A 15,892-nucleotide genomic window follows, 5' to 3' on the forward strand; every position below is an offset into this window, starting at 1 on the left:
CCAAACCCCATCTTTAACCTCTGCTTCTATACCACAGCCGGCCGAGCAGATCGAACAAATTGTTCTAACCCTCTTTGAGCCCTCAAAAGGATTTTTAATCTCCTCATTGGTGACCCCTCTTATTGTTTCGTTCTTTCCGAAAGCTACAGTGCTGCCTGCTCCAAGGGCTGCAAGCTTAAGGAAAGAGCGTCTTCCTATACGTGCATCACTCATAGTTTTCTCCCTTAATAAGCGATCTTATAGTAATATTCCCATTCTTTGCTCGTTTTATAGAGCACCTCTTTTTTATTTGATTTTCCTACAACTACACCATTGGAGTCTGATTTTAGACTGCCACCGGTACTAGCGGTAGCAACTGAAGTAGCAACTACACCTGCTCCAACAGCCCCCATCTTTAGGGATTTTTTAAGAAATTCTCGTCTTGATCCCTCCATTTCCCTCTCCTTTCATTAAAGAATTTAAAAGCAAAATATAACATTCAAATTTGGCATATTTCTATATAAAAATATCTCCAAATAAAAAGCTTTTCGTAGCAAAAGCCCTAAAAAACTTTTTATGCAAATTTAGCATATCTTATAATTATAAATAGTAAAGAAGTTGTATTAAGTATTATTCTTAAAATATATTTAAAAATATAAAAAAATAATTATAGGAATAGAAATAAATTTTAAAAATAGTTTATCGGATGTTTTTATTAAATTTATTGGCAGCTGAAATTGATTTACGATTAAATAGATACAAAGGCTTTGAAAAAATCAAAGCCTTATAAATTTAGTTTTTTATTTTTTAAGATCTTCCAGATTGATTATGAACGGTACACTTCTAACACCTGCAGCAAGATATTTAGTGCGAAGCTCATCCATTTTTTTAACATCATCCTCGCTTACAGCTTTTTGATCTACCGTATAATCAGGCGCAAAGTATTTTCTTAGAGCCTTTATCTTTTCACTATCGCTCTTTGCGGCTGCCGTATCTTTATATACCAAGAAACTCTTTTGAAGAGCTGTTGTATCATGCACTGGAGTTAGTATGATTTGCACATTAGACTCTTTTAAAGTACCCTCTATCTTATCAAGTTCGGCCCTACAGTATGGACACTCTGGATCCGAAAAAACTACTATAGTAGGCTTTTTGCTGTCATTTCCTAAGAAGATGATATTTTTCTTATCCTCTTTATTATAAACTGCGGCTAAATTTTTAACAGTTATCTTTTGTTGGAAATCTCTAGAGTATGATTTGTGCTCTTTTAGATCGAAAATTTCAGGAAATAAAAAATCACCTTTTGTAAATACTACATCATGCTGAGAGTTTTTGCCATCACTTATAGTTACGGTAACTACCTCTATATCTGATTTATCAGATACTTTTTGGCGATCGCTTACTGTGATACTTACGCCTTGTTTTCCGCCTATCATAGCGTTATAAAAATCCTTTATCTGAGCATCGCTCGCACCAAAAACCGCACTAGCAGCAACCAAAGAGGCCACAACAATTTTTTTCATTTTTTACCTTCTTGTTAAAATTTCGAGGATTATAATAATTTTTTTTAAACGGATATGCAATCACTTTTTGATAACTCTATCGTTACCCTTTTTAATAATATCCGGCATAGTATCTAAATATTCAAGATAGGCTATTACATATTTTCTGCTCAAATTTAGATGTTCTTTTGCATTTATCACATTTACAAAACCCTCTTTTTTGATGATCTCTCTTAGCCTTTCGCAAGCCTCGTTTAAAGCTTTTGTAGTTACAAAAAGATTGTGCGCCAACCTTACCACCCGCCTTATTCCGGTTAGTTTTTTAAGTGCATTATCTCCTGTAATCCTATCTATTTCAAGCTCATCATAGATATTATAGGGCGCATCTGGAGCCAAATTTGCACTCTCTAAAATTTTATAAATTCTCTCCTCTATCTTTACCTTTAGTTCCGTTATATCAATGCCTATCTTTGTATATACGCCATCATTTTGAGCTATCAGATTCGCACTTTTTAGCTCATCTATAGCCCTTTGGCACAGCTCCTCGCTTGCCCAATTTAGCTTTAAAGCCACTGATGTAGCTGAAAATATCGCATATTGATTTTTTTCTATCATAAATTTTATTACTGCTTTTACCCTATCTATGGCACTTAAATCATAAATATTTAGAGCGTTTTCATCTACGTATGAATTTGGAATTTGTCTTGCTACTTTTAAAGCCTCTTCATGATTAAGACCGAATCTTTGATACGAAGATATGATACCAAAGCCGTTTTTATGCGAATTTTTAAGTATATTAAATGCGTTTACAAAGTCCTTTTTGAGCAAGAAATTTAAAAACTCGATTTTCAATTGTTTTTTAAGCGGTTCATTTATAGGATTTAAAACCCTTCCACCGCCTATCACACGAGAATTGGCTATCAAAACAAAAGGTTCATCAAATTTTAAAAACATATCCTTATCAAATTTAAATGTCACGAAATAGTTATCGTTTTTCTGAGTTAAAATCAGCACTTTAGCACTAATTGATCTAGCTCCAACGCAAAAAGTAACGCTTTCATTATGTATTAAATTTTTTGCAATTACTATACAATCAGCTTCTTTAAAGCCTCTAAAAAATCCCTTTTTACTTAGCAACTGACCCTTTTTAAGCTCGCTTAGTTCAATTCCGGTTAAATTTAATGCCACACGGTTGCTTTGATGAGCCATATCTACGAAACGATCGTGGATCTGAACGCTTCTTGCCTGCACTTCTTTGTTTGCACCGTAGTTAAATAGCTTCTCATTTTTTCTAACGCTTCCTTCTATCACGGTTCCGGTTACGACATTTCCGATACCCTTTACACTAAAGACCCTATCTATGTAGTAGCGAAAAACACCGTCTTCGCTAAGTTTTTTAGCTTGTAAAGTAAAAAGATAGTTTCTAAGCTCGTCAATACTGGATTTGTCTTTTATACTGACTCTAAAAATTTCTAAAATTTCAAGATTTTGATAGCTTTTTATAGCCTCTCTTATCTCATTCTCTCTTTGGTCTAAAAGCTCTTTAGAAACCAAATCACTCTTTGTTATCGCAACTATCAAAGACTTTACGCTAAGTAAATTTAAAATTTGTAAATGTTCTAAACTTTGAGGCATAAGTCCGTCATCTGCCGCTACAACAAATAAACATGCATCAAATCCATATGCGCCACTTATCATGGTTTTAACCAGGCTTTCATGGCCAGGCACATCGATAAAAGCGATATTATAATCGCCTCTGCTTAAATTTGAGAAGCTAAGATCTATCGTGATGCCACGCTTCTTCTCCTCTTCAAGTCCATCTCCTTCAAAGCCGTTTAGCTCCTTTATAAGAGCTGTCTTACCATGATCTATATGTCCGGCTGTTCCTATTATCAAGCTATTCATTCGCTTCTCCTATCTTGTTTATCGCTTCTATAAGCTCCTTTAAATCGCTATCCAAAACACTTCTTAAATCAAGTAAAAATTCTCCATTTTCGATACGACCTATTACATTCTTCTTTCTAAATTTTAATTCGTTGAAATTTGCATCACCGCTTAAAGCCAAAGCCACACTAGGAATAGCCTTGTTTGGCATAGTTCCTCCGCCTACAAAGGTCTTAGTATCTACTACTTTTAGTGGGGATTTTAAATTTTCATTGATTTTATTCGCCAACTCTTTAAGCTCGTCAATGCTTTTATAAAGATGTTTTAAAGTGGTTATAAGCTCAAATTCACGGTTTATATACGCCTTTACACTCTCGCTTAAAATTGAAATTATCACCTTATCTACGCGAAGCATTCGTAAAAGTTGGTTTTTCTTAAGCTTTTCTATCAGATCTTTTTTACCTAAAATTATTCCGCACTGTACAGAGCCAAATAGCTTATCTCCACTAAAGCTAACAAGCGAGACTCCATTTTTAGCCAGGCTTGCCAAACTAATCTCTCCATGTTCAAGTCCATAAGGCAAAGCCCCTATATATCCGCTTCCAAGATCGTAATAATCTAATATCTCATGTTTTCTAGCTAAATTTGAAAGCTCGCTCATATCCACTTCTTCGCTAAAGCCTACAATATCAAAATTTGAGCGATGCACTTTTAAAATCATTTTAGAATTTTCACTAATAGCACTCTTGTAATCATCTATATTTGTCTTGTTGGTGGTGCCTATTTCTTTTAAAATTGCTCCCGAATTTAACATCACTTCAGGCACCCTAAAACTGCCTCCGATTTCGACCAGTTCGCCCCTACTGATAATGGCTTCGCCGTTTTTTGCAAAAGTATTTAGCACCAAAAATACAGCACTTGCGTTATTATTTACTACAATAGCATCTTCAAAACCAAATAAATTTGCCAAAAGTGATCCGACATAGTCGTAGCGATTAGATCTAGCACCTTTATCAAGGCTATATTCTAAATTTGAATATGAGCAGATAATATCTTTGGCTCTATTTAAAATTTCTTGATCTATAACGCTTCTTCCAAGGTTTGTATGCACTATGACACCAGTTGCATTTATCACTTTTTGAAGTGATGATCTTTGAAATTTTTCATATCTTTTTAGGATATTTTTTATAATTTTTTCAAATTCAGCGCATGGCTTGCCAAGTGAAATTTGAGCTCTTTGAAACTCTATCTCATCTCTTGCAAACTCGGTTACAAAAGACGAAATTTTATCTTTAAACTCTGGACATTTTAATATCTTATCAATCTGCGGAAGCTTCTTAAATTCGCCCATAAAGCACTCTCCAAGTAATTTTGTTTTACTGCACAAATTGTATCATAAACTAAAACAATCTTTAGCTTTAATATAAAAAATAGATTAAAAAATTCAGTACCTATTAATGGCATAAATAATAAAATGCAGTAGTTTTTGATAATGGGAGAACAAAAAATGAAAGAATTTGGCTTTTATAACGATTTTGACGATACCATTATGCTAAATGAGCAGATTGATATATCAAAAGAGGGCGAATACCTTGTATCAAATTCGCCAAAACTAAAGGCGAATGTAGTAGCCAACGAGATAAATTTTTACTTAAAAAATAGCGAAGATAGCGTGCTTGATAAGGCTAAAAATACACTCTTACTATATGAGGCTAGAGCCAATGCATTTGATCTAGCAAGAGATGTGGATCACGAAAAAACAGTCGGTAAAAACGTAGTATTGGTAAGCAACGTAGGACGTGAAAATTTAGCCAATCTACTTAAAGAAAACGGATTTAAAGTTATTGAGCTTACTCACTTTGAAGTAAAATTTCTATATGGCGCAGCCGGCGAACTAAGTGTCATAGTGCTTCGCGCAAACGATGAATTCGAGATAGATTGCGACTTTTTACTCGTTGAAAACGCAAGAGATTATATGTTAAAACAGAGTGGCTGTTATGAAATAGCTAATATGAGCGATGAGGATGCTTTAAATTTACTAAACGAAAAAAGTCCAAGTTTTAAATACAAAACCCATATAAGCTATGACTCCACAATCTGTCAATACCATGAGCGCAGACAAGAAATTTGCGGCAGATGTGCAGAAGTATGCCCTACGGTAGCGATACTAAAAGAAGATGAGACAAAACACCTTGTATTCTCTCATATAGACTGTTTGGGCTGTGGGGGATGTATTAGCGTATGCCCTAGCGGAGCGCTTGATTATTCGCATATGCCTAGAAATTCGTTTGTAGATACCGCAAAGATGTACAAAGGTAAAATTCCGCTTATAATTCCAAAGAAAATGAATTTAGAAAAATTAAGTCTAAAGCTACCTCAAAATGTGCTTCCATTTGCAATAGAGGGAGAAAAATGGCTTCATGAATCTCACTTTATGACTCTTTTGCAAGAGAGTGGCTCTAGCGTGATCTTTTATACGGACTTTGCAAGTAAAGGCACAAAAGATGCAATCTTAATCGTCAATCAAATTTATAACATCAAATTTAACCGCCAAGCAATTGAGGTAGCGATGAATGAAAGCGAACTAAAAGATGCTTTACAAAGAGCCTCTTTAATAGATGGCTCGCAGCATTCAATGAGTGAATACGCTATGCCTAAGCGCGAAATTTTCGCAAAACGCTTAGAGTGGTTTGTCGGAGACGAAAATTTAGGAGTAGTAAAAACCGGAGAAAACATCAGCTACGGAACGGTAGAGATAAACCGCGACAGCTGTACCCTGTGTCTAAGCTGTGTTGGAGCATGCAACGTAAGCGCATTGGTAGCCGATAGCAAAACAAACTCAATAATGTTTAATCCAAGCATCTGCACCAACTGCGGATATTGCGAGCTAAGCTGTGCCGAGAAAGATACGATAGTATTAAAACGAGGTCAAATAGAGCTTAAACCTGAATACTTCGTATATAACGAACTTGCCAAAGATGAGCTGTTCGCATGCGTAGAGTGCGGCAAAGAATTTGCAACCAAAAAGGCTGTCGAAAAAATCGCTGCGATTATGTCGCCTAAATTTGCAAACGATCCGGTTAAGCTAAAAACTCTATATTGCTGCTCCGATTGCAAGGCAAAAGTAATGGTAAAAGCACAAATCGAAGCTATGCACAAGGATATATTAAATGGATAAAAATATAACAAAAGCAAGGGCATACCTTTATGAATTTTTATCGTTTCCTCTATTTTTCCATGAAAATGATGAGAAATTTAAAATATGGAAAAGTCAACTTGAGTATTTAGCGCAAAATCCATTAACAGAAGAGATGGATCAGGCGTTTAAAAATTTACAAGCATTTGATTTTGATGCTTTTTTAAAAGAACAAAACGAGGTTTTATTTGATCTCGCCTACTCAAACATACCTCTTAACGCCTCATTTTACGAGGACGGAAGAGATGATGGAGCGGCCAGGCTTAGAACTATAGAGTGCCTGAAACTCAGTCCTTATCGCCGCAATAGTGAGATTTGCAAAGATAGTGAAGATTTTATTGGATTTGTTTTTCTCATTATGGCTACATTTTTAAACGACGAGATTAATGGTGCGAAAAACATTAGCGAAAAACTATTTAAAGAGGTTGTAAATAACTTTGCAGATGAGTTTGCTTCACTTTTGCAAAAGCATAAAAGTGCAAATTTTTTCAACTCTTACGCTAAGCTAGTGGAGATTTTAATACAAATCGATAGAGTTTTATTGGCAGTTGAAGCGCCTGTTAAACCCGAAGGCGATAGTGTTGCCGTAGCATCTATGAAAAAAGAGCCGTTCCAAAGCAAGATGCCAACAGCAAAAACAAAGCTTAGATGGGAAGAGTTTACTCCTGTTATTCAAGATGAGGCTTAAGCAATTTATCTCAAATTTAAGTGTCAAATCGCTTAAATTTGAGTAATCTAGCCTCTTTAGAAAATATCTTAAGTGCTTTTTGCTCTTTTTTATCTATCTTGTAGCTTATAAATTTCAAATACCATCTGATATCTTCGCCTTTAACGCCTCTACTATCAGCATACTGCTTTAATATATAGTTTGGTATTTTGATGTTTTGTTTTAGAAAATTTCGAGATAAATTTTTATAAAGTTGATAATCTTTTGTGCAAGAAAATCGACCAAAAACAAATGGTAAATTTGTGCGCACTTTCCACTCTTTAGCCAAATCATAAAATTTATCTCGGCCCTCATTTAGATATGCTTTTAACGCCCTATCTCCTATAATAATCTCGCCTTTTATGTCTAAAATTTTAGCCAATAAATTTGATGAAGCAGAAGCGGGATCGGACTTTGAAATAGAATTTTTACGGACTAAGACGCTTTTTACCTCATCTTTTGCGACAATTCCGAAATTTAGCTTTTTATATCGTTTTTTAAAACTTTCCACACTAGAAACCACTGCAGCATCTATACGGCGTGCACGCAAGTCTTTATTTAGCTTACTTGGAACACCCTTTTTAAACTCAATTGTTTTTTTAGAGTAACTTGTTAAAGTGTAGCGTTTTAAAAATATATGAAAAGGAAGCAAGTTAAGATAGTCAATCTTACCAAATATCAAAATACTTCCTAATTGAAGAGGACAAGAAACTCTGGCATATCAAATTTGCTTATCCTTAAGTAGTTCTATATATCTTTGAGAGCAATTTGCGATGTCATCGTCATTCATGCGATAAACTCCTCCACTTACAAATATATCCTTAAAATTCATCCCGCAGTAACCTGCAGTTATTTTCAGAGGAAGTAAAATTTCATCTAAACTAAACTTTATTTTGCCTTCTTTTGAGTATTCAGATTCAGAGCTTCCAAGACTAACAGCTACGTAAAAATCTTTATTCTTAAGCTTATCTCCGGTGCTTCCGTAAGCCCATCCATAAGTAAAAACTTCATCAATATATGCTTTTAACATAGCAGGGACATTTAGCCAAAACATTGGAAATTGAAATACTATTCTATCTGCACTTTCAAGGATTTTTTGTTCAACTCCCACATCAATCTTGCTTGTATCGTGACCATAAAGCTCTTCTAGATGCCTTGTTTCTACATTATTAATGCCTTTGGCTACTTCAAAAAGAGCCTTGTTTATCCTAGAATTTTTATAATAAGGATGCGACATAATCACAACAGATTTCATACCTATTCCTATAAATTTATTTCATAATACAAAAGGCTATTTAGGCTCTTCTAAGACAACCATCTCTCCCTCTTCACTTTGGAAAAGAGCGAATTTCCCTTTTATATGAACACTAATTTTACTGTCTTTCAGTAAAATTCCCGTAGCGCTTTTTTGCCTTTTTAAACTATATGACCTATCATCACTATCTATCATAGAGGCGGTCTGCCAACCGTCATCACTAGTTATTTTCATAGCATATAGCATGCTTGAATACTCTTTAGTCTCTACATTTTTTGAGATTTTTGGCTCAGAAGTTGTGGCGCAACCGAACATAAAAAAGACTAAGAGTAAACAGGTAAAATATTTTTTCATATTATGACTTCCTTTATAGTGTATTAAAAACCCTATCGCCCGCATCACCAAGACCCGGAACTATATAGTTTTTCTCGTTAAGTTTCTCATCTATCGCTGCCGTATAAACCTCTATATCAGGATAAATTTCACTAAATCTCTTTAGTCCCTCAGGAGCTGCGATAATAGATATAAATTTAATATTTTCCACTCCATTTTGTTTTAGGAATTTAACAGCATCTATCGCAGTTCCACCGGTAGCAAACATAGGATCAATTATAATAGCGGTTCTATTTGTCGCATCTTGAGGGAGTTTTGCATAAAAAAACTCAGCTTCGGCGGTTTTTTCATTTCTTTGAAAACCCAAAAAACCGACACTAGCATCAGGAATTATCTTAAATACGCTATCAAGCATACCAAGAGCCGCCCTTAAAATAGGGCATATCATAATTTTAGTAGCAAGCTTTTTAGCTGTCGTATTTGCAACCGGAGTTGCTACGGTTACATCGCGTAACTTTAGATCTCTGGTCGCCTCAAAAATCATCAAATAGCTTATCTCGTCAACTAGCATTCTAAACTGAAAAGGCTCTGTGTTTTTATCCCTTAAAATCGCCAATTTGTGCTCTATTAAGGGATGAGAAATCAATTTGATGTTTTTCATATTAAAAGCCTTTTTCAAGTTTTTCTATATAAGCTTTTATATCAAAATCTTTTACTCTAGCCACTCCATCTTCTACCGCAGCTTGCGCTACTGCCGGAGCTACAGCTGTAAGCACGCGTTTGTCAAAAGGCTTTGGTATGATATAGTCTTTACCAAATTTTAGCTCATCTACTCCAAAAGCCTTGCAAACCTCAGCAGGCACAGGCTCTTTAGCTAATTTCGCAAGAGCTTTTGCTGCAGCCATTTTCATATTTTCTGTTATCTTTTTGGCTCTGACATCAAGCGCTCCACGGAAAATAAAAGGAAAGCCAAGTACATTATTTACTTGGTTTGGATAATCGCTTCTACCAGTTCCCATCATCACATCATCTCTTACCTCTTTAACCTCTTCAGGAAAAATCTCAGGCGTAGGATTTGCAAGTGCGAAGATTATAGGCTCAGGATTCATAGTTTTTACCATCTCTTTAGTTAAAACTCCTGGCTTACTAAGCCCTAAAAACATATCAGCGCCCTTCATAGCATCGCCTAGAGTTCTATCGGTCGTATTTACAGCAAATTCTAATTTTTCGGTCGTTAAATCATCTCTTTCGTCATGAAGCACACCCTTACTATCAACCATAACTATATTTTTAGCACCAAGCAGCCTATACATTCTGGCACATGCTATACCGGCGGCTCCTGAACCGCTTACCACGATCTTTATCTTTGTTATATCTTTACCTGAAATTTCAATCGCATTAATAAGCCCTGCACTAGTTATCATAGCTGTTCCGTGCTGATCATCATGCATTACAGGGATATCTACAGCTTCTTGAAGTTTTCTTTCTATTTCAAAGCATTTAGGGGCTTTGATATCCTCTAAATTGATACCACCGAAAGTAGGGGCTATAGCTTTACAAATTTCAACTATCTTCTCAGGATCTTTCTCGTCTATCTCGATATCAAAAGCATCTACGTTTGCAAATTTTTTAAATAAAACAGACTTGCCTTCCATTACTGGTTTGCCAGCTACCGCTCCGATATCGCCTAGTCCTAAAACAGCTGTACCATCAGTAATAACAGCAACTAAATTAGCCTTATTTGTGTATTTATACGCAAGTTCGTTATCTTTACTTATCTCTTTGCAAGGCTCTGCAACACCCGGCGTATAGGCCTTAGATAGATCCTCTGCTGTCGCGCAAGGAGTCTTTACCTTTATCTCTATCTTTCCACCTATATGATAATCAAGCGATTCTTCTTTTGTTACGTGCGCCATTTTTATTCCTTTATTATGTTTTTTATTCTATTTTTAACCTCATCGCTTCCAAGCACTTCAAGCACTTCAAAAATCGATGGTGATACGCTTGAACCAGTTAAACTGACCCTTAGCGCTTGAGCTAGATCTTTTAGCTTAATTCCATTTGCTTCAAGAAATTTATTAGTAAGCTCTTCATATCCCTTGGCATCCAAATTTTCATTTAAAATTTCACCAAATTTAGCCAAAATTTTCAAGCTTGTTTCGTTAATAAATTTAGCATAAGCTTTCTCGTCATAAACCTTGGGAGTATTTATTATCACTCTTGCACTATCGCTCATCTCAACCAAAGTTTTCGAGCGTTCACGAAGCGAGTTTAAAAGCACTTCGCCCTTTGGCATGGATTTAAAATCAACCCCAAATTCCATCATCTCTTTTGCAAGTCTATCATAAGGCAAGGTCTTGATATAATGGGCATTTAGCCAATCCAGTTTTTGAGCATTATATGTACTTGAGCTCTTGTTTATATCATGCGGATCAAAATATTTTAACATATCCTCCATGCTAAAAATTTCATCATCGCCGTGGCTCCAGCCAAGTCGCACTAAGAAATTTAAAAGCGCTTCAGGCAGATAGCCCATACGTTTATACTCCATTACATCAGTTGCACCGTGACGTTTGCTTAGTTTTTTGCCGTCTTCGCCGTTTATCATAGCCACATGAAAGAATTTTGGTTTCTCAAATCCAAGCGCATCGTATAAAACTATCTGTTTTGGGGTATTAGATAGATGATCATCACCTCTTATTACATGAGTTACACCCATGAGCGCGTCATCAACTACAACTGTAAAATTATAAGTAGGAGTGCCATCACTTCTAGCAATTATAAAGTCATCTAGTATATCTTCAACCCTAAATTTAACCTCGCCCTTTATACCGTCATTTATTAAAATCTCACCATCAAGCGGAGCTTTAATACGTATAACAGGATCTATACCCTCAGGCGGAGTGCCCTTAAAATCGCGATATCTATTATCATACTTAGGTCTTTCTTTTCTTGCCTCTTGCTGAGCACGTAGCTCGTCAAGCTCACTCTTGCTCATATAACATTTATAAGCATGCCCTGAGTCTAGAAGCTTTTGCACGAAAGCCTTATATACGTCAAATCTTTTGGATTGGTAGGTAACTTCACCATCGTGATCTAAGTTGCACCAATCAAACGCTTCTTTGATCGCGATTGTAGCCTCTTGCGAGTTTCTTTTTAAATCGGTATCTTCTATGCGGAGTAAAAATTTGCCGCCATTTTTTCTAGCATACAAATAACTATAAAGCGCTGTTCTAAGCCCTCCGATATGCAGGTATCCCGTAGGCGAGGGGGCAAATCTTGTAACTATCATAATTTTGCCTTATCTAACTTAAATATTAAAATGTTATAATGCCAGCAATTATATTTATTTTAGACTTAAACAAAGGTTTCATATGTCAAAAAATATCTTTTTTTTAACTTTTTTATTGAGCTTAAATTTTGCCTTCGCCCAGATGGTAAATGGCATTGCGGCAGTAGTTGAAAACGAGCCTATAACCCTTCATGAGCTATATAAAACTTCACAAATTCTAAAAACGGACGAGAGAAATGCTTTAAATTTCCTGATTAAGGACAGGCTTGAAAAAGCTCAGATAAAAGCACTTAAAATAGAAGCAAACGACTTTGAAATTAGTGAAAAAATAAAAAAAATCGCTCAAGAAAGCGGACTAAGTGTATCACAACTAAGAAATAATATAATTTCACAAGGCATGGATTATACGAAATTCAAAGAAGATGTTGCAAATGGCATAAAGCAAGAAAAGCTATATCAAAATATCTTTAAAGATGCCAGAATTAACGTTACTCCGGAGGCTGCAAAGGCCTATTTTGAGCAAAATCCGCAGATGTTTTTACAATTTAACCAGATAAAAATGACTAGATACATAGCTCAAAGCAGAGACTCTTTAGAGATGATACAAGCATCTCCTATGAGCATGCGCCAAGAGGTAAATACAGAAAATTTAGAGCTAAAAAGCGAACAGATACCTCCTCAGCTAAGAGCTGTTTTAAACAAAACACCAAATGGCTCTTTCACACCGATTTTTCAAACTCCTAGCGGATTTGAGATGTTTTTAGTAAATTTAAAATCAGGCGAAGTTCTACCAAATTTTCAAGATATTCAAAACGAGGTCATGTCAACTATCTATAATTTTGAACAAGACCGCGTAGTGACCGAATATTTTAATAAGCTAAGAGCAAAAGCGGATATAAAATATCTAAGATAAATAAATAAGCGTTTATTGCGCTTGCCTATTATGATATATTAACCTTTGTTACATGATCAAAAATAGGGTCTTTTAAGATAAAATCAAAGCTCTTTCTATCTACCCAGCCTACACACTTATCACTATCATACAGTTTTAGTAAAAATCCTGCCATCTGCTCGCTTGTGTGGTAGTTTTTGTAATTTTTAGCATAATCGTACTCATCAGCATCTATAGCAACTTGCTTAAATTCGCTCTGCGTTGTTGCCGGAGCTAAAATTTTAGCACTCATTTTTGCATTATTTGACTTAAGCTGCCTATAAAGCGCTTCAGTAAATGCACTTACATAAAATTTAGTCGCACAATATACCCCAAAGCTATCAACCATACTATATCCGCAAGCGGAAGAGACATTTATAAGCTGAGTACCATCAACGTTTTGATAATCTCTCACAAAAAGAGTTGAAAATATACTCAAAGCTTTTATATTTAGATCAAGCATCTGCTCCATTTTTTCTAAATTTTGGCTTCCTATAGCCGCGCTATCACCAAATCCGGCATTATTTATCCATGTTTTTATCTGATAAATTTTTAGCTCATCATAAATTTTATAGACATTTTCTATCTTTGAAAGATCACAAATTTTAATGATTATATCAACCATAGGAGCAAATTTTAAAATCTCGTTTCTTAAGCTCTCTAGTCTTTGAGCTCTCCTGGCTATCAAAATCAAATTTTCGCCACGCCTAGCAAAAGCTTTTGCCGCTTCAAGCCCTATACCAGAACTTGCACCAGTAATAAGAGTGTATTTTTTCATAAATTCTCCTCTAAATTTTATAAATTGAGCCAAAATACAGATAAGAAGATAATTCGGCAGAGTAAAAACTCCGCCAGAATTTTAATGTCTTGAAAGATAGTTAGTGTCGTAATTGTTATTAATAAAATCTTTGTTTTCCATCATTGTTAGATGAAAATCTCGAGTAGTCTTTATACCTTGTATAACAAGCTGCTCAAGCGCAACTCTCATCTTGTGAATCGCTTTATTTCTGTCCTCATCCCACACTATAAGCTTACCTATCATGCTATCATAAAAAGGAGGTATAGAGTAGTCTTGATAGATATGGCTATCCATTCGCACATTTCGTCCACCCGGGCAAACATATTTTGTTATCTTTCCAGGGCAAGGGGTAAAGCTATTTGGATCTTCAGCAGTGATTCTGCACTCTATCGAGTGTCCTTTTAGCTTTATACTATCTTGACTTGGCAAAACACCGCCCTCGGCAACTCTTATCATAAGCTCTATAATATCAATTCCGCTTACCATTTCGCTAACGCAGTGTTCGACTTGAAGGCGCGTATTCATCTCGATGAAATAAAAATTCAGATCCTTATCCACTAAAAATTCAAATGTTCCAGCACCCTCATAGCCTATCGCTTTAGCCGCTCTGATGGCTGTCTCATGAAGTCTAGAGCGAGTATCATCGTCAAGCAATATAGCTGGACTCTCTTCGATCAATTTTTGATGTCTACGCTGCATAGAGCAGTCTCTCTCGCCTATGTGAATTACGTTTCCATGACTATCGCCTACTACTTGAACCTCGATATGGCGCGGATTTAAGATATATTTTTCCATATACATTGTCCCGTCGCCAAAGGCGCTCATAGCTTCGCTCTCGGCAGACCAAAACGCCTTTTCTATATCCTCTTCTTTTTCTACTACACGCATACCGCGTCCGCCACCACCTGCGGCAGCTTTTAAAATAACAGGATAGCCGATTTTTTTAGCAAGCTCTTTAGCCGCTTTTACATCAGCTACGGCTCCGTCAGAACCAGGTATTACAGGCACACCCGCTCTTTGCATCATCTGTTTTGCTTTACTTTTATCGCTCATTAGAGCCATAGCCTCTACGCTAGGGCCTATAAATTTAAGGTTATGATGAGAGCAGATTTCAACAAAATTTTGATTTTCGCTTAAAAAACCATATCCGGGAAATATCGCATCAGCTTCGCTTATCTCGGCCGCGGAAATAATAGCGGGAATATTTAGATAGCTATCACTTGATCTGGGATTTCCTATACAAATAGCAGCATCAGCGTATTTGACGTAAAGTGCATCTCTATCAGCAGTGGAATAAACGACGATCGCCTCTTTGCCCATCTCTTTGATTGTTCGCAAGGCTCTTAACGCTATTTCGCCGCGGTTTGCGATTAAAACTCTTTTGATCTCCATTAAATTTTCTCCACTCCAAATAAAGACATTCCAAATTCTACAGGTTGTCCATCAGACACTAGAGCCTCTGTGATAACGCAATCAAATTCCGCTTCGATCTCGTTCATGATTTTCATAGCTTCAATAATGCCTATAACTTCGCCTCTTCTTACTTTTTGCCCCACTTTGACAAAAGGCGCCGCACCAGGGCTTGGAGCTACGTAAAATGTTCCTACCATAGGCGATTTTATACTCTCTTTTGAAGATGGGGCTTGCTTAACTTCAGAGCTAACCACGACATTTACAGGCGTGGGAGCAGGAGCTGGCGCTTGAGGCATAGGCTGAGGAAGCTCACAACAATCAGCGAATTTTTCAAGCTCAACCTCAAAATCTCCGCTTTTAATCTTAATGCGATTCATATCCATTCCGTTAAAAAACTCGATCAACTCTTTGATGTCTTCTTTTTTCATAAAGCTTCTCCTAAAATTTTAAACTAACTAGGTATTGTAGCAAAAAAAGCTAAATTTTAAGGTTTATTTTTATTTTTTAAGGCTTTGTCGGTAACACTAAATTTGTGGTTAAAAGGGTAAAATTTCGCGCCGGTTTATAGCAAAGAAAAGCCTAAATATCTTTATTTGATTAAA

The 15,892-nt window shown here is 36.0% G+C and carries 16 protein-coding genes and 1 pseudogene; 3 read left to right on the top strand and 14 right to left on the bottom strand.

Annotation, left to right across the window (positions count from 1 at the left end):
• The 5 genes and pseudogenes from CDOM16190_RS10965 to selA all read right to left on the bottom strand — a co-directional run.
• Nucleotides 1-213, bottom strand: a pseudogene (locus tag CDOM16190_RS10965) (twin-arginine translocation signal domain-containing protein); the annotation flags it as partial.
• 11 nt (nucleotides 214-224) lie between these two features.
• Nucleotides 225-434, bottom strand: coding sequence for a twin-arginine translocation signal domain-containing protein (locus CDOM16190_RS07590; protein ID WP_170019796.1), 210 nt, complete (start codon nucleotides 432-434; stop codon nucleotides 225-227).
• Nucleotides 435-779: 345 nt separating this feature from the next.
• Complete coding sequence (locus CDOM16190_RS07595; RefSeq protein WP_170019798.1) at nucleotides 780-1,502, bottom strand: thioredoxin domain-containing protein; 723 nt, start codon at nucleotides 1,500-1,502, stop codon at nucleotides 780-782.
• Between the two features lie 60 nt (nucleotides 1,503-1,562).
• The gene (gene selB / locus CDOM16190_RS07600; protein WP_170019800.1) at nucleotides 1,563-3,386 is read right to left on the bottom strand and encodes a selenocysteine-specific translation elongation factor; all 1,824 of its coding nucleotides are present in this window, start codon (nucleotides 3,384-3,386) and stop codon (nucleotides 1,563-1,565) included.
• Complete coding sequence (gene selA / locus CDOM16190_RS07605; protein ID WP_170019802.1) at nucleotides 3,379-4,716, bottom strand: L-seryl-tRNA(Sec) selenium transferase; 1,338 nt, start codon at nucleotides 4,714-4,716, stop codon at nucleotides 3,379-3,381. Before selA ends, selB begins: the two co-directional genes overlap by 8 nt.
• A 156-nt stretch (nucleotides 4,717-4,872) precedes the next feature.
• Here selA and CDOM16190_RS07610 point away from each other — a divergent pair, with 156 nt between their 5' ends.
• Nucleotides 4,873-6,543 carry a 4Fe-4S dicluster domain-containing protein gene (locus tag CDOM16190_RS07610; RefSeq protein ID WP_170019804.1) on the top strand — a complete coding sequence of 557 codons (1,671 nt, stop codon included), beginning with the start codon at nucleotides 4,873-4,875 and terminating at the stop codon, nucleotides 6,541-6,543.
• Nucleotides 6,536-7,249 carry a TorD/DmsD family molecular chaperone gene (locus tag CDOM16190_RS07615; RefSeq protein ID WP_170019806.1) on the top strand — a complete coding sequence of 238 codons (714 nt, stop codon included), beginning with the start codon at nucleotides 6,536-6,538 and terminating at the stop codon, nucleotides 7,247-7,249. The genes CDOM16190_RS07610 and CDOM16190_RS07615 overlap by 8 nt, the downstream gene beginning before the upstream one ends.
• Nucleotides 7,250-7,265: 16 nt before the next feature.
• On the opposite strand, the gene CDOM16190_RS07620 is transcribed toward CDOM16190_RS07615, so the two are convergent.
• The 6 genes from CDOM16190_RS07620 to gltX are packed head-to-tail and all read right to left on the bottom strand — an operon-like array spanning nucleotide 7,266 to nucleotide 12,147.
• Nucleotides 7,266-7,949, bottom strand: coding sequence for an MqnA/MqnD/SBP family protein (locus CDOM16190_RS07620; protein ID WP_170019808.1), 684 nt, complete (start codon nucleotides 7,947-7,949; stop codon nucleotides 7,266-7,268).
• A gap of 39 nt (nucleotides 7,950-7,988) precedes the next feature.
• Nucleotides 7,989-8,522, bottom strand: coding sequence for an NAD(P)H-dependent oxidoreductase (locus CDOM16190_RS07625; protein WP_170019810.1), 534 nt, complete (start codon nucleotides 8,520-8,522; stop codon nucleotides 7,989-7,991).
• 36 nt (nucleotides 8,523-8,558) lie between these two features.
• Nucleotides 8,559-8,876 carry a putative periplasmic lipoprotein gene (locus CDOM16190_RS07630; RefSeq protein ID WP_170019812.1) on the bottom strand — a complete coding sequence of 106 codons (318 nt, stop codon included), beginning with the start codon at nucleotides 8,874-8,876 and terminating at the stop codon, nucleotides 8,559-8,561.
• Between the two features lie 13 nt (nucleotides 8,877-8,889).
• Entirely contained in the window at nucleotides 8,890-9,516 is a 627-nt protein-coding gene (upp, locus tag CDOM16190_RS07635) for a uracil phosphoribosyltransferase (protein WP_170019814.1), read from the bottom strand.
• Between the two features lies 1 nt (nucleotide 9,517).
• On the bottom strand, nucleotides 9,518-10,771 hold the full coding sequence (locus CDOM16190_RS07640; RefSeq protein WP_170019816.1) for a malic enzyme-like NAD(P)-binding protein: 1,254 nt from the start codon (nucleotides 10,769-10,771) through the stop codon (nucleotides 9,518-9,520).
• A 2-nt stretch (nucleotides 10,772-10,773) separates the two neighbouring features.
• Nucleotides 10,774-12,147: a glutamate--tRNA ligase gene (gene gltX, locus CDOM16190_RS07645; RefSeq protein ID WP_170019818.1), complete on the bottom strand. Its 1,374-nt coding sequence runs from the start codon at nucleotides 12,145-12,147 to the stop codon at nucleotides 10,774-10,776.
• Nucleotides 12,148-12,229: 82 nt separating this feature from the next.
• On the opposite strand from gltX, the gene CDOM16190_RS07650 reads away from it, so the two are divergent.
• Complete coding sequence (locus tag CDOM16190_RS07650; RefSeq protein ID WP_170019820.1) at nucleotides 12,230-13,060, top strand: peptidylprolyl isomerase; 831 nt, start codon at nucleotides 12,230-12,232, stop codon at nucleotides 13,058-13,060.
• Nucleotides 13,061-13,088: 28 nt separating this feature from the next.
• Here the strand turns inward: CDOM16190_RS07650 and CDOM16190_RS07655 are convergent, their stop codons facing one another.
• From CDOM16190_RS07655 to accB, 3 genes are all read right to left on the bottom strand, one after another.
• Nucleotides 13,089-13,856, bottom strand: coding sequence for an SDR family NAD(P)-dependent oxidoreductase (locus tag CDOM16190_RS07655; RefSeq protein WP_170019822.1), 768 nt, complete (start codon nucleotides 13,854-13,856; stop codon nucleotides 13,089-13,091).
• A gap of 81 nt (nucleotides 13,857-13,937) precedes the next feature.
• Nucleotides 13,938-15,269, bottom strand: coding sequence for an acetyl-CoA carboxylase biotin carboxylase subunit (locus tag CDOM16190_RS07660; RefSeq protein ID WP_170019824.1), 1,332 nt, complete (start codon nucleotides 15,267-15,269; stop codon nucleotides 13,938-13,940).
• Entirely contained in the window at nucleotides 15,269-15,718 is a 450-nt protein-coding gene (gene accB / locus CDOM16190_RS07665) for an acetyl-CoA carboxylase biotin carboxyl carrier protein (RefSeq protein WP_170019826.1), read from the bottom strand. Before accB ends, CDOM16190_RS07660 begins: the two co-directional genes overlap by 1 nt.
• Nucleotides 15,719-15,892 lie beyond the last annotated feature (174 nt).

Source organism: Campylobacter sp. RM16190, assembly GCF_012978835.1.
Classification (GTDB): Bacteria; Campylobacterota; Campylobacteria; order Campylobacterales; family Campylobacteraceae; genus Campylobacter_A.

What these genes read in the sequence shown, in the direction of transcription:
- CDOM16190_RS07590 (WP_170019796.1), bottom strand. Translation starts at nt 434, where the DNA reads ATGGAGGGATCAAGACGAGAATTTCTTAAAAAATCCCTAAAGATGGGG.
- CDOM16190_RS07595 (WP_170019798.1), bottom strand. Translation starts at nt 1,502, where the DNA reads ATGAAAAAAATTGTTGTGGCCTCTTTGGTTGCTGCTAGTGCGGTTTTT.
- selB (WP_170019800.1), bottom strand. Translation starts at nt 3,386, where the DNA reads ATGAATAGCTTGATAATAGGAACAGCCGGACATATAGATCATGGTAAG.
- selA (WP_170019802.1), bottom strand. Translation starts at nt 4,716, where the DNA reads ATGGGCGAATTTAAGAAGCTTCCGCAGATTGATAAGATATTAAAATGT.
- CDOM16190_RS07610 (WP_170019804.1), top strand. Translation starts at nt 4,873, where the DNA reads ATGAAAGAATTTGGCTTTTATAACGATTTTGACGATACCATTATGCTA.
- CDOM16190_RS07615 (WP_170019806.1), top strand. Translation starts at nt 6,536, where the DNA reads ATGGATAAAAATATAACAAAAGCAAGGGCATACCTTTATGAATTTTTA.
- CDOM16190_RS07625 (WP_170019810.1), bottom strand. Translation starts at nt 8,522, where the DNA reads ATGAAATCTGTTGTGATTATGTCGCATCCTTATTATAAAAATTCTAGG.
- CDOM16190_RS07630 (WP_170019812.1), bottom strand. Translation starts at nt 8,876, where the DNA reads ATGAAAAAATATTTTACCTGTTTACTCTTAGTCTTTTTTATGTTCGGT.
- upp (WP_170019814.1), bottom strand. Translation starts at nt 9,516, where the DNA reads ATGAAAAACATCAAATTGATTTCTCATCCCTTAATAGAGCACAAATTG.
- CDOM16190_RS07640 (WP_170019816.1), bottom strand. Translation starts at nt 10,771, where the DNA reads ATGGCGCACGTAACAAAAGAAGAATCGCTTGATTATCATATAGGTGGA.
- gltX (WP_170019818.1), bottom strand. Translation starts at nt 12,147, where the DNA reads ATGATAGTTACAAGATTTGCCCCCTCGCCTACGGGATACCTGCATATC.
- CDOM16190_RS07650 (WP_170019820.1), top strand. Translation starts at nt 12,230, where the DNA reads ATGTCAAAAAATATCTTTTTTTTAACTTTTTTATTGAGCTTAAATTTT.
- CDOM16190_RS07655 (WP_170019822.1), bottom strand. Translation starts at nt 13,856, where the DNA reads ATGAAAAAATACACTCTTATTACTGGTGCAAGTTCTGGTATAGGGCTT.
- CDOM16190_RS07660 (WP_170019824.1), bottom strand. Translation starts at nt 15,269, where the DNA reads ATGGAGATCAAAAGAGTTTTAATCGCAAACCGCGGCGAAATAGCGTTA.
- accB (WP_170019826.1), bottom strand. Translation starts at nt 15,718, where the DNA reads ATGAAAAAAGAAGACATCAAAGAGTTGATCGAGTTTTTTAACGGAATG.